This window comes from Actinophytocola sp., assembly GCF_035712165.1.
GTDB lineage: Bacteria > Actinomycetota > Actinomycetes > Mycobacteriales > Pseudonocardiaceae > DASYTH01.
Window position 1 is genome coordinate 1 of sequence record NZ_DASTBH010000309.1, and the last position, 12,618, is coordinate 12,618.

General features: G+C 69.3%; 12 protein-coding genes and 1 pseudogene. 7 read left to right on the forward strand and 6 right to left on the reverse strand.

Annotated features, from left to right (window positions below; translation table 11 throughout):
• A pseudogene (locus VFO68_RS17585) lies at window positions 1-277 on the forward strand (DNA-binding protein); the annotation flags it as partial.
• A gap of 55 nt (window positions 278-332) precedes the next feature.
• Window positions 333-617: a hypothetical protein gene (locus VFO68_RS17590; RefSeq protein ID WP_325159389.1), complete on the forward strand. Its 285-nt coding sequence runs from the start codon at window positions 333-335 to the stop codon at window positions 615-617.
• Window positions 618-766: 149 nt separating this feature from the next.
• Here VFO68_RS17590 and VFO68_RS17595 read toward each other — a convergent pair whose 3' ends face one another.
• From VFO68_RS17595 to VFO68_RS17610, 4 genes are read right to left on the reverse strand one after another with little or no spacing between them, the layout of a single operon-like run.
• Window positions 767-1,378, reverse strand: a complete 612-nt coding sequence (locus tag VFO68_RS17595; RefSeq protein WP_325159390.1) for an ATP/GTP-binding protein — start codon at window positions 1,376-1,378, stop codon at window positions 767-769.
• On the reverse strand, window positions 1,359-1,931 hold the full coding sequence (locus tag VFO68_RS34280; RefSeq protein WP_414635524.1) for a DUF742 domain-containing protein: 573 nt from the start codon (window positions 1,929-1,931) through the stop codon (window positions 1,359-1,361). The genes VFO68_RS17595 and VFO68_RS34280 overlap by 20 nt, the downstream gene beginning before the upstream one ends.
• A 49-nt stretch (window positions 1,932-1,980) precedes the next feature.
• Window positions 1,981-2,406: a roadblock/LC7 domain-containing protein gene (locus tag VFO68_RS17605; protein ID WP_325159391.1), complete on the reverse strand. Its 426-nt coding sequence runs from the start codon at window positions 2,404-2,406 to the stop codon at window positions 1,981-1,983.
• Window positions 2,403-5,264 (reverse strand): nitrate- and nitrite sensing domain-containing protein, encoded by a 2,862-nt coding sequence (locus tag VFO68_RS17610; RefSeq protein ID WP_325159392.1) that lies wholly within the window; start codon window positions 5,262-5,264, stop codon window positions 2,403-2,405. The genes VFO68_RS17605 and VFO68_RS17610 overlap by 4 nt, the downstream gene beginning before the upstream one ends.
• 730 nt (window positions 5,265-5,994) lie before the next feature.
• On the opposite strand from VFO68_RS17610, the gene VFO68_RS17615 reads away from it, so the two are divergent.
• Genes VFO68_RS17615 through VFO68_RS17630 form a run of 4 tightly spaced genes read left to right on the forward strand, consistent with a single transcriptional unit; the run spans window position 5,995 to window position 9,443 of the window.
• Window positions 5,995-6,975: an ABC transporter substrate-binding protein gene (locus tag VFO68_RS17615; RefSeq protein WP_325159393.1), complete on the forward strand. Its 981-nt coding sequence runs from the start codon at window positions 5,995-5,997 to the stop codon at window positions 6,973-6,975.
• Window positions 6,976-6,980: 5 nt separating this feature from the next.
• The gene (locus tag VFO68_RS17620; RefSeq protein ID WP_325159394.1) at window positions 6,981-7,745 is read left to right on the forward strand and encodes an ABC transporter permease; all 765 of its coding nucleotides are present in this window, start codon (window positions 6,981-6,983) and stop codon (window positions 7,743-7,745) included.
• Window positions 7,742-8,554, forward strand: coding sequence for an ABC transporter permease (locus VFO68_RS17625; protein WP_325159395.1), 813 nt, complete (start codon window positions 7,742-7,744; stop codon window positions 8,552-8,554). Before VFO68_RS17620 ends, VFO68_RS17625 begins: the two co-directional genes overlap by 4 nt.
• A 1-nt stretch (window position 8,555) precedes the next feature.
• On the forward strand, window positions 8,556-9,443 hold the full coding sequence (locus tag VFO68_RS17630) for an ABC transporter ATP-binding protein (RefSeq protein ID WP_325159396.1): 888 nt from the start codon (window positions 8,556-8,558) through the stop codon (window positions 9,441-9,443).
• 13 nt (window positions 9,444-9,456) lie between these two features.
• Here VFO68_RS17630 and VFO68_RS17635 read toward each other — a convergent pair whose 3' ends face one another.
• Window positions 9,457-10,344, reverse strand: a complete 888-nt coding sequence (locus VFO68_RS17635) for an LppU/SCO3897 family protein (RefSeq protein WP_325159397.1) — start codon at window positions 10,342-10,344, stop codon at window positions 9,457-9,459.
• A 97-nt stretch (window positions 10,345-10,441) separates the two neighbouring features.
• Between VFO68_RS17635 and VFO68_RS17640 the strand changes: the two genes are divergently transcribed.
• Entirely contained in the window at window positions 10,442-12,100 is a 1,659-nt protein-coding gene (locus VFO68_RS17640) for a DNA repair helicase XPB (RefSeq protein WP_325159398.1), read from the forward strand.
• A gap of 19 nt (window positions 12,101-12,119) precedes the next feature.
• Here the strand turns inward: VFO68_RS17640 and VFO68_RS17645 are convergent.
• Window positions 12,120-12,618, reverse strand: a 499-nt coding sequence (locus tag VFO68_RS17645) for a CapA family protein (protein WP_325159399.1), incomplete at its 5' end; no start/stop codon positions are given.

Here is a 12,618-nt window from a genome sequence, read left to right on the forward strand (position 1 = left end):
CCGGGCGGCCGGCGAGCGGCGCGGGCGGACCGTGTCGGCACGCTCCGGCGGCGGGATGACCGACACCGCGGCGACCGTCGCCCTGCTGCGTGAGGCGATCGAGCGGCAGTGTCAGGTGTGGATCTGGCTGGTGGACGGGCACGGCAGCGCGAGCCAGCGGATCGTCGACCCGTTCCGGGTCGGCGGCGGCGTTCTGCAGGGCCGCGACGTCACCGACGGCGCGGTACAGCAGTACCCGCTGCACCGGATCACTTCAGCCGCGATCGTCGAACATTAGCGATGCTCGAGCGGTATGCGATTCGGATTCGGTTTCCGGGTCGCAGTGTGAACGTATGGCCGACGACCGACCGGGGGAAGACGACCGGCGCGAGCACGCCGCGCGCAACGACTTCCTCGCGCGCGCCGACAGCATCGACGCGTCCGTCCGCAACCTGCTGCGCAAGCTCGACCTGGACCGCACCGACGCCGAACATGAACGGATCCTGGACGCGATCATGGGCGCCTGCCGGGCGGCCGACGCGCTGCGCGCCTTCGCCCGGGAAGACCTCGATGCGGCGACCGAGGCCACCGCATCGATGAGCTACTACGCCCGCAAGGCCTTAGGCGAGGCCGCCTAAGCACCCCAAACCGCTCGCGGGCCGGCGGTGTCTGGACTGAGGAGCAGCGCAGCGCAGGGCGCGAGGAACGAGCGGCCGAGCAGCGCACGAGGGAAGACACCGCACCGAGGCTCGCGAGCCGCCGAAGCGAGCTTGCGAGCGCCGGCAATTCATACCGCGCGGGCGGACATCCGCTGATGCATGGCGTGCTCGACCAGAGTGATCAACGTTTCCTTCGTCGACTCACGGTCCCGGGCGTCGCAGGTGACGATCGGCACGGTCTGCTCGACGGTCAGCGCGTCCCGGACGTCGTCCACCCGGTGGTGCAGCACCCGGTCGAAGCAGTTGATGCCGATCACGTACGGCAGTTGGCGGTCCTCGAAGAAGTCGATCGAGGCGAACGCGTCGGCCAGGCGTCGGGTGTCGACCAGCACCACGGCCCCGATGGCGCCGCGCACGAGGTCGTCCCACATGAACCAGAACCGGTGCTGACCCGGCGTACCGAACAGGTACAGGATCAGGTCCTTGTCCAGCGATACGCGGCCGAAGTCCATGGCCACCGTGGTGGTGACCTTGTTCGGGGTGGCCGACAGGTCGTCGACGTCGACGCTCGCCTCGGTCATGACGGCCTCGGTGGTCAGCGGAACGATCTCCGAGACCGAGCCGACGAAGGTCGTCTTCCCGACGCCGAACCCGCCGGCGACCACGATCTTGGCGGAGGTGGTCGGCTGCGGCGCGGCGGCGCCGCGCGAGCTGAGGGGACTAGAGCCTGCGGAGACCACTGAGCACCCTTTCCATGAATTCGATAGACGGCCGGTCGCCGACGACCATGCCGCTCTGATGGATCAGGACGAGCCCCAAGCCAGCCATATCTCCGATCAACACCCTGGCGACGCCGAGCGGCAGCCGTAGGTGCGCGGCGACCTCCGCGACGGACCTGGTGTCAAGGCACAGTCCACAAATGGATCGATGTTCCGGCCGTACGGCCCCGTCCGGCGCCCTGCCCCGCTCGCTGGTGGACACCAGCGCCTCGATGGCGAGGTCGTAGTCGGATCGGGTGCGGCCACCGGTCTTGGTGTAGGGGCGGACCATCGACCCGGTCTCCTGGGCGCCGCCGAAATCGGGTTCGACGACACCACCCAGGCCCGTGTCTGAAAAGCCGGAGATCACCGAAGGGATCTCCTTGCTGTCCCAGTCGGTCGGAGCGGGGATCCCCGGATCGCCGTACAGCGTGGCGCTGGGGCCACCGAACAGACGCGCACCCAACCCGCCTACATCGAAGCGGTTCGGCGCGTCGCCGTGTTCGGGGAGATCCTCCCAACCTCTCTCCGGCATTTCGGCTACCCTCCGCTCTGGCACGCCGACACCGCTGACGTGCCTTCGCTCACCTGCGCTGCGCCCCTTGCAGCTGGGCGCGCAGTTCCGGAGTCATCTGCTGGCCGACTCGCTCGACCAGCAACGTCATCTCGTAGGCGACCAGACCGATGTCGCAGTTCGGCGCCGCGAGCACGGCCAGGCACGAACCGTCCGAAATGGACATCAGGAACAGGTAACCGCGGTCCATCTCCACCACGGTCTGGTTCACGCCGCCGGCCTCGAAACACCGGGCGGCACCCTGGGTCAGGCTGACCAGTCCAGAGGCGACAGCGGACAGCTGCTCGGCCCGATCCCGGGGCAGGCCTTGGGAGCTGGCAAGCAGCAGACCATCGGCCGATACCACCACCGCATGCGCCACGCCGGGCACTTGGCGGACGAAATCCGTGATGAGCCACCCGAAACTGCCGGGCTGCTGTACTGACGTGGTGGTCACTCCTGCTCCTCGTTTCGACGGCTTTCGTCCGAACCGGACTGGTCACCAGCGTAGGCCTCGATCAGCGCGTGCCGTCCGCGCCGTACCCCTTGCTGATAGCTGGACATCCGGCCCCGTACAGCATCGGCGGTCCGCGGCGGCAACGGCATGATCGCCGACTGCTCCTCGTTCGCCTCCTGGCTCGGCGCAGCCGAACCCGGTACCAGATGGGCCTTCGGCACCCGCTTGGGTAGTCCTGCCGAGGTCAGCGGATCCTCCTCGGTGTTCTCCAGCAACGCACGGGCGGCTCGCCACCCCTCGTCGCCTGGCGAGACCCACGGTGTGGGCTCCGGTTCTTCCGCCTGCTCCATGGCCGGCGCTTCGGTCGGTTCGGCGGGTGCACCGCCATTGGTGGCCGGCGCCGCCTCGACGACCCGCTTCTGCGCGCCGGTGTCGGTGGCCTCGAACCACTGGGACAGCACGGCTTCGTAGATCGGCAGGCGCTCGGTCGGCGCATCGGTGTTGAGCGCCCCGTCGCCGCCCCGGGGCGGCGACGCGACGTGCGCGTGCTCGCCGTTGCCCGACTCGGCGACCGGGTTTCCGAACAGCGGGGCGCCCGACTGGTCGTGCGATCCGTTGTGGCCCTCGTCGACGACCGTCTCGGCGGTCCGGTTGGACCAGCCGCCGTCGCTGCCGCCGTTGGCCGGGGCCGCGCCGGTCGAGCTGTAGTTCGGGGCGTAGGGCGGGTATCCGGCGACCTCCTGGACCGGCCGGTCCACCTGGGAGTCGCCGACCATCGCGCCGTCCGGCCGCAACCGCGGGATGCCGCCGGTGAACGCACCGGCGATACCGCTGGCCCGGCTGGCGGTGCTGATCGGAGCGCCCAGGCTCGACGTGGTGTCCAGGTCGCCGGTGAGCGGCGAGAGTCCGGACAGGGTCATCGAGGTGGACTGCACGCCACCCGGTCCGGCCGGCGCGACAAGCTCGGCCGGCACGTTGATCCGGGCGATCAGGCCGCCCTCGATGTCCTCGTTGTCCCGCAGCCGCACGACGATGTTGTGCCGCTTGGCCAGCCGGGCGACCACGTACAGACCCATCCGCCGGGTCACGGCCACGTCCAGGTCCGGCGGGTCGGCCAGCCGCATGTTCGCGGCCTCGATCTCGCCTTCGGACATGCCGACGCCGGAGTCGGTGATCTGGATGGCCAGTTCCTTCTTGCGCGTGACCGCCATCCGGACGATGACCTTCTTGTCCGGCTCGGAGAAGAAGGTGGCGTTGTCCAGCAGTTCGGCGATCAGGTGCACCAGGTCGGACACCGCCCGGCCCTGCACGGTCACGTCCGGAGCCGAGACGACCTCGATCCGGGCGTAGTGCTCCACCTCGGAGACCGCCGCGCCGACCACCTCGGAGGCCGGGACCGGCCGGGAGAGCTGGCGGGACAGGCCGGAGCCGGAGAGCACCAGCAGGCTTTCCGAGTTACGCCGCATCCGGGTGGCCAGGTGGTCCAGCTCGAACAGGCTGGCCAGCTGGTCGGGGTCCTGCTCGTCCTGCTCCAACCGGTCGATCAGCGCGAGCTGGCGCTCGACGAGCGCCTGGCTGCGCCGGGACAGGTTGACGAAGATCGAGTTGATGTTGTCCCGCAGCAGGGCCTGCTCGGTCGCCATCTTGACGGCCTGGTCGTGCACCGCGTCGAAGGAGCGGGCCAGCTGGCCGGTCTCCTCCCGGGTGAACACCGGCACCGGGTCGACCGCGGTCTTGGACGCGGCCACCGGGTCGGGGTCGGCCAGGATCCGCTGCACCGTCGCCGGCAGCCGGCGGTTGGCCACGTCCAGTGCGTCGCGCCGCAGCACACGCAACGGCTTGAGCAGCGCTCGGGCCACGATCAGCATCAGCAGCACGGCCAGGGCAAGAGCCAGCAGCACGAAGCCGGCGTTGCGGAACGCCGAACCGGTCGCCGCGTCGGCCCGGGCCTGGGCGTCCTCCCGCAGCTTGTTCTGCAGGTTGCCCTCGACCTGGCGCATCCGGTCCAGGGTGGCGGCGCCGTCCTTGGCGATCAGCTGCCGTTCCTGGTCGCTGAAGCCGAGCTTGCCGTCCTGGTTGTTCTCGGCGCGGCTGAACGCGGTCTGCTTGAGGCGTTCCCGGCTGTCGACCTGGGTACCGGAGACCGTGTCGGAGTAGAGCTGCTGCTGGGCGGGCGTTGCGCTCGCGTCGTAGGTGGCCAGGGCGGCCGCCGCACTCGCCTGCGCGCTGCGCGCCTGGTTGAGCAGCTCGGCCGGGAAGGAGTCACGCGGGCCGGCGAAGGCGATCTGCAGGATCGCGTTCTCCTGGCCGGCGAACTCCTTGGCCTCGGACAGGGCCTGGATGACCGTGCCCTGCCGGAGCAGTTCCCGGTCGGTGACCGAGGTGTTCACCTCGCGGCCGATCTGGGTCAGTTCGTCCAGGATCCTCGAGTACGCGGAGAACACCGCCACGTCCGGGTAGCCGGTGTTGTCGGCGGCGGTTCGGATCGGCTTGAGCGCGGACAGGCGCTGCAGGTTGCGGGTGTACCGCTCCTTCAGGTCGGCCGGCGCGTCGAGTCGGGCCGCGGCCGCCTGGGCCTTGAGCACCGCCTGGTCCACCTTGCCGATCTGCGTGTCCAGGTCGTTGCGGGCGCCGCTGCGGTTGTCGGCCACGCGGGCCACCGACAGCGTGCGTTCCTGCTGCAACTCCTGGACCAGCAGCGTCACGTCCTGGGCGAACTCGACCTGGCTGACGGTCTGCCGGAACGCGGCAGCACTGTCCAGGTCGGCCTTCACCCGCAGACCGCCGAGCACGAGCGCGGTCAGCGTGGGGACGAACAACACGGCAATCAACTTGGTGCGCAGTCGCCAGTTGCGCATGCGCCACGGCGACCCACCCTTTACCGCTCGACGAGATGCGAGGGCTCGCGCCCTGTCATTCGCGGCGGCACGGTCTCGGTCAGACACGTCGTTTCCACCCGGTAGGGCGCCGATCCCGGGGCCAGGTTGAACCCCGGCAGTGTGGTCGGGCACTCCCAGCACTCTCCCTGCTTCTTCAGCCAGTTAGCCCTTACCCCTGAGGCCAGCTTCTCTTCAATACGGACAGCTACCCCAGTGAGAACGCCGAACCCATCGGGCGCTACCCCATCGCCGCTTTCGATGAACCTCAACCTCACTGTGGCAACCGAAGGTAGCGGAGTCTACGCCCTGATGTAAGTCCGTTGGGTGATGGTCACACAGGTGAGGCCACTTGTCACACTCTGGCAACAATTCACCGCGTGGTCACTGGTATCGCCAAGCTAACAACCTGGTATCAATCTGACAACTTGGCTGAACGCTTTGTAGTTATCACTCACTGGTAGTAGTCACTGCGTCGGCATGATCGTTTGCGTAGATACGAACTGCCGCAGAACGGTCTAGAGCACTCGAACGGGTGGTGTCAACAGGCAAAATTTGCCGAAACCCGACACTGATTGTGACGCCCTGGCCACAGTCTCTACAGTGTTGCCCGGTTGTCCATTCCATCCACAGGACACCTCATCCATGAGGAGAAGGCTTCATGCCCCGACGCTTAACCTCCGTCAGACGCGTACGCTTCCCCGTCCTCGCCGTGGCCGCGACCCTGTTCCTGTCGCTGACCGGTTGCGGTCTGCTGGGCGGCGACGACGAGACCCCGCAGGCCAACAACACTTCCGGTGGCCTGGAGAAGCCCAAGATCAAGATCTCGGTCATGACCACGACCGACGTGGCCACGTTCTGGCTCGCGGTCAAGAACGGCTACTTCAAGGAGGCCGGCTTCAACTTCGACCCGGCCAAGGACGTGGTCGTGGCCAAGAGCGGTGGCGACTCGGTCAACAAGCTCGCGGCCAAGGAAGTCGACATCGCCTACTCGAGCTACACCCCGTTCTTCGTGGCCCAGTCCAAGAAGGTGGCCGACATCAAGCTGGTCTCGGACGCCTCCTCGGCCGGTCCGAACAGCTGTGTCGTGGTGGCGATGCCGAACTCGTCGGTCAAGAGCATCAAGGACATGGCCGGCAAGCGGGTTGCCGTAACCGCGCGTAACACCATTTCCGACCTGCTGGTGATGTCCACCCTGAAGACCAACGGTGTCCCCTACGACACCATCAAGTGGGTCGAGGTCCCGTTCCCGCAGACCGCGGAGCGGCTGTCCAAGGGTGAGTTCGACGCGGCCTTCGTGACCGAGCCGTTCCTGACGCAGTCGCAGAAGCAGTTCGGCGCCGTGCCGGTCTTCGACACCGCTGTCGGCCCGACGTCGAACATGTCGACCGCCGGCTGGGGTGCCAGCGCCGATTTCGTCAAGAACAACCCGAAGACGCTGGCCGCCTGGCAGAAGGTCATGCAGCGGGCCACCGACGAGGCCAAGGCCGACCGCAGCAAGGTCGAGCCGCTGCTGCAGGAGTACTCGAAGATCGACGCGGACACCGCCAAGCTGGCCACCCTGCTCACGTTCCAGTCCGCTCTGGACGCCACCCGGATCCAGCGGGTGCCGGACCTGATGCTGGAATTCGGCGTGATCAAGGAACGGATCGACGTGGCGTCGATGATCGCCAAGGCGCCGAGTAGCGGCTGAGGCACGTGCGTCCGATAGTCCGGAACCTCATCGGGCTTGGCGGCTTCCTCGTCATCTGGGAGGCGGCCGCCAGGCTCGGTCTGGTGACGAAATCCATTCCACCGTTCAGCGTCGTGCTGAGCAGGCTGGTCGAGTTGCTCGGCGACGAGGCGTTCCTGCGTGACATCGTCGCCACCGTGCTGGCCTGGGCCATCGCGGTGGTCATCGCGGTCACGATCGCCGTGCCCGCCGGGTTGCTGCTCGGCAGCATCCCCGGCCTGCGGGTGGCGACCAGGGCGATCGTCGAACTGCTGCGGCCGATCCCCTCGGTCGCCCTGATCCCCGCCGCGCTGGTGGCGATCGGCGGCGGCCCGGAGACCAAGATCACATTGGCGATCTACGCCGCGGTGTGGCCGATCCTGTTCAACACCATCTACGCGCTGGACGAGATCGACCCGCTGCTCGAGGAGACCGCCCGGTCCTTCGGCGCCGGCAAGACCCGGGTGCTGACCTCGGTGGCCCTGCCGCACGCCGCGCCGTTCATCTTCACCGGCATCCGGCTCTCCGCGGCGATCGCGCTGATCGTGGTGATCAGTGTCGAGTTCATCGCCGGGGCACTGCGCGGGATCGGCAAGTTCTCCCTGCAGGCCTACGAAGGCGGCGGCCGGATGGACCTGCTGCTGGCCGCCACCCTGGTGGCCGGCGCGATCGGCTACCTGATCAACGAGGGCCTGGAACGGTTCGGCCGGCGGAAGTTCAAGTGGAGCACGGTCACCGGGGAGCGGCGATGAACCGTCAGGTCACCGCGATGGTGCAGCGCTGGGTCGCCCTGATCGTCCTGGTCGTGCTCTGGGAGTTCGCCGCGCGCTCGGGCGGAACCGTCTACTTCCCGCCGCCGACGACGATCGCCGAGGCCGGGTTCGACACGTGGTTCACCGGGCCGGCGTCGCACCTGTTCCTCACCCGGACCTGGTTCGACGACATCCTGCCGAGCATCGCCCGGGCGCTCGGCGGCTGGGCGATCGCCGCCGTGGTCGGCATCGCGCTCGGCACCGCGCTCGGCCGGTCCCGCACCGGCATGGACTACGTGGGCCCGCTGTTCGCGTTCATGCGCGCGATCCCGCCCGTCACGCTGATCCCGGTGTTCATGGCGCTGTACGGGATCTACACCGAGATGCGGCTGGCCACGATCATCTTCGGCACCATCTGGCCGATCCTGATGAACACCGTCGACGGGGTTCGCACCGTCGACCCGCTGCAGGCCGAGACGGCCCGGGCCTTCCGCACCCCCCGGCACCAGTGGATCTTCGGGGTGGTGCTCCCCGCGGCCATGCCGAAGATCTTCGCCGGACTGCGGCTGAGCCTTTCCATCTCCCTGCTGCTCATGGTTGTCTCAGAACTGGTGGGACGGGCCAGCGGCCTGGGCAACCAACTGATCTTCGCGCAGCGCCAGTTCGACTTTGCGATCATGTGGGCGTGGATCGTGTTCCTCGGTTTCCTGGGCTACGGGCTCAACTCGCTGCTGCTCATCATCGAGCGCCGGGTGCTCGCCTGGCAGCCGAGCCGGCACACCGAACGCGCCATGCAGGTAGGAGGATGACATGCCGACCATGCTGGACGTGACCGGTCTGGTCCACCGGTACGGCACGGGGGCACAGGCGCACACCGCGGTGCACGACCTGTCCTTCACGGTGAACACCGGACAGCTGACCTGCATCGTGGGCCCGTCCGGCTGCGGCAAGTCCACGCTGCTGCGCTGCATCGCCGGACTGATCACCCCGACCGACGGGTCGATCCGGCTGCACGGCGACGAGGTGCACGGCGTGCCGAGGGACCTCGCGGTGGTGTTCCAGGACTACAGCCGCTCGCTGTTCCCATGGCTGTCGGTGCGGCGCAACGTGGAGTTCCCGCTGCGCAGCCGGATCCGCAACCGGGGCCAGCGGCGCGCGGCGGCCATGGAGGCACTCGGCTCGGTCGGGCTGTCCGACGTCGGCAACAAGTACCCCTGGCAACTTTCGGGCGGCATGCAACAGCGGGTGTCCATCGCCCGCGCGCTGGCCTGCAAGCCCGCGCTGCTGCTCATGGACGAGCCGTTCGCCTCGGTCGACGCCCAGACCCGGGCCGAGCTGGAGGACCTGCTGCTGCGGGTGCGCCGCGAGCACAACAGCACGGTGCTGCTGGTGACGCACGACATCGACGAGAGCGTCTACCTCGGCGACCGGGTGCTGGTGCTGTCCCGCTCGCCCGCGCGGATCGTGGCCGACCTGCCGGTGAACCTGCCCGCCGACCGGGACCAGATCACCACCCGCGGCTCGACGAAGTTCGTCGACCTGCGCACCGAGATCGCCCGCCTGCTGCACACCGGCGAGGACAACGGCGAGGACAGTGGCCCCGTCGAGGAGACCGCGGCGGAGCGCTTCCTGCGGGCCGAGCGGGAGGAGCAGCTGCAGGAGGACCGGCACACGATCAGCGGCGACCTGCGCCGCTGATCGTGCCCACAACTCAGGGCTGGGCCAGGCAGTAGGTGGTGGCCGGCTCCGGGTAGACCAGCGGGATGCTCGGGTCCTCGCACGCGGCCTCGTCGGCCTTGCCGGCGACCACCTTGGTGACCTTCACCTCGGCGCCCGCGCAGTCCGTGCGCGCCCGCTTGTCCGGGGAGTCGTAGCTGGCGAAGCAGTCGCCCTCCTTGGCGTTGAGCATCAGGCACAACGCGAAGTCGGAGCCGCGGCCACCGCTCTGCTCGTACTTCTCGTAGAGCTTCTCGTCCGGGCACTTGTCGGTGTCGTTGCTGAGCTTCTTGGCCACCTTGAACACCGCGGCCGGGTCGTTGCAGTCGATCTTCTCGACGTTGGCGTCGGTGGTGGAGGCGGACAGCACCTTGATGCAGTCCCCGGTCTCGGCCTGGCTCGCGCTGTTGCGGTTGAAATAGAGATACGCCGCGGCGCCCGCGACGACCAGGACCAGCACCACCACGATGCCGACGACGCGCTGCTTGACCGACTTCTTGCCGGGCGGCGGCGACTCCGGCTGCACGGGCTGCTGACCGTAGGGCGGGGGCGGCGGCGGGGACCCGGGCTGCCCTGGGTAGTCCTGCGGCCCGGGGTAGTCCTGCGGCCCGGCCTGGTCCTGCGGCTGCTGGCCGTACGGCGGCGGCTGGTTGGCCGGCGGGTAGTCCTGCGGCTGCTGCGGCTGGCCGTAGGGCTGCTGACCGTAGGACGGCGGCGGCGGGTAGGGCGGACGGCCGTACTGCTGCGGCTGCCGCGGCGGCTGGCCGTAGGGCTGCTGGCCGTACGGCCGCGGCTCGCCATAGGGCGGCGACGGCGGCTGGTTGCCACCGGGCGGCGAGCCGTAGGGACCCGGCTGCCAGGGTTGGTTCGGGGGCTGGTTCATGGGGGTCCTCGTAGGGGGTCGTTCAATGCGGCGACGCAATTTAGCGTGCCGAACGGGGCGCCGTACGCCGGTTGGGTGAAATGGGACACTGAACCACGTGACCGACGGCCCGCTGATCGTTCAATCCGACAAGACCCTGCTGCTCGAGGTCGACCATCCGCAGTCCGAGGACGCGCGGATCGCCATCGCCCCGTTCGCCGAGCTGGAGCGAGCGCCGGAGCACGTGCACACCTATCGAATCACCCCGCTGGCGCTGTGGAACGCGCGGGCGGCCGGGCACGACGCCGAGCAGGTGGTCGACGCGCTGTCCCGGTTCTCCCGGTACCCGGTGCCGCAGCCGCTGCTGATCGACGTGGTGGACACCATGGGCCGGTTCGGCCGGTTGACCCTGGTCAACCACCCCGCGCACGGCCTGGTGATGGCGTCGGTGGACCGGGCGGTGCTGGAGGAGGTGCTCCGGCACAAGAAGATCAGCCCGATGCTGGGCGCGCGGATCGACGACGACACGGTGATCGTGCACCCCAGCGAGCGCGGCCGGCTCAAGCAGCTGCTGCTCAAGGTGGGCTGGCCGGCCGAGGACCTGGCCGGCTACGTCGACGGCGAGCATCACCCGATCGAGCTACGCGAGATCGACTGGACCCTGCGCGACTACCAGCGCCGGGCCGCGACCGCGTTCTGGGCGGGCGGGTCCGGGGTCGTCGTGCTCCCGTGCGGCGCCGGCAAGACCCTGGTCGGCGCGGCGGCGATGGCGCAGGCGCAGGCCACCACCCTGATCCTGGTCACCAACACGGTCGCCGGCCGGCAGTGGAAGCGCGAGCTGATCGCCCGTACCTCGCTGACCGACGAGGAGATCGGCGAGTACTCCGGCGAACGCAAGGAGATCCGCCCGGTCACCATCGCCACCTATCAGGTGATGACCCGCCGGACCAAGGGCGAGTACCGGCACCTGGAGCTGTTCGACTCGCGGGACTGGGGGCTGGTGGTCTACGACGAGGTGCACCTGCTGCCGGCGCCGGTGTTCCGGATGACCGCCGACCTGCAGTCCCGCCGCCGGCTCGGCCTCACCGCCACCCTGGTCCGCGAGGACGGCCGGGAGGGCGACGTGTTCTCGCTGATCGGCCCGAAGCGCTACGACGTGCCGTGGCGCGACATCGAGGCGCAGGGCTGGATCGCGCCGGCGTCGTGCACCGAGGTCCGGGTCACGCTGACCGACAGTGAGCGGCTGACCTACGCCACCGCCGAGGCCGACGAGAAGTACCGGCTGTGCTCCACGGTGGCCACCAAGCTGCCGGTGGTGCAGCGCATCCTGGACCGGCACCCGGAGGAGCCCACCCTGGTCATCGGCGCCTACCTGGACCAGCTGGAGGAACTCGGCGCCGCGCTGGACGCGCCGATCGTGCAGGGCTCGACCAAGGTCGCCGACCGCGAGGCGCTGTTCGACGCCTTCCGCCGGGGCGAGCAGCGGGTGCTGGTGGTGTCCAAGGTGGCCAACTTCTCGGTCGACCTGCCCGAGGCGACGGTCGCCGTCCAGGTCTCCGGCACCTTCGGCTCCCGCCAGGAGGAGGCCCAGCGCCTCGGCCGCCTGCTCCGCCCCAAAGGTGACGGCCGCCAGGCCCACTTCTACTCGGTGGTGTCCCGCGACACCCTCGACACCGAATATGCCGCCCACCGCCAGCGCTTCCTCGCCGAGCAGGGCTACTCCTACACCATCATGGACGCCGACGACCTCCTCGGACCCGCCATCCCCGAGGTCTGACCGCCCGCCCGCTGCCGGGTCAGGGGCGGGTCAGGCCGGACCGGTCGGCGCCCTGGCTCTGGACGAACTGGTCGGTGCGGGTGACGGCCTGCGCGCGGCGGGCGGGGTCGACGGCGGGGTCGGTGGTGAGCTCCCGTAATCGGATCGGGGGGCCGAGGTCGATCAGGGTCGGCAGGTACTCGGCCTTCGCGGTCCGCCAGCCGGCCGGGGTCTCGACCAGCCGGAACCGGGCGATGACGCCCTCCTCGGTGGTGCCGCGCGGCCGCTCGTGCCGGGCGAGGTGGTTGCCGAGGCCGTAGGCGACCCACTTGCCGCCCAGGTTCTCGAAGGGTTGGACCACGTGCGCGTGGTGGCCGACGATCAGGTCGACCGCCGGGTCGGCGAGCAGCATGGCGGCGATGCGGCGCTGGTCGGCGGTCGGCTCGGACCGGTCCTCGATCCCCCAGTGCAGGCTCGCGATCACCACCTCGGCACCCGCCGCCCGGGCGGCCCGGGCCGCCGCCAGCACCGCCGCCGGG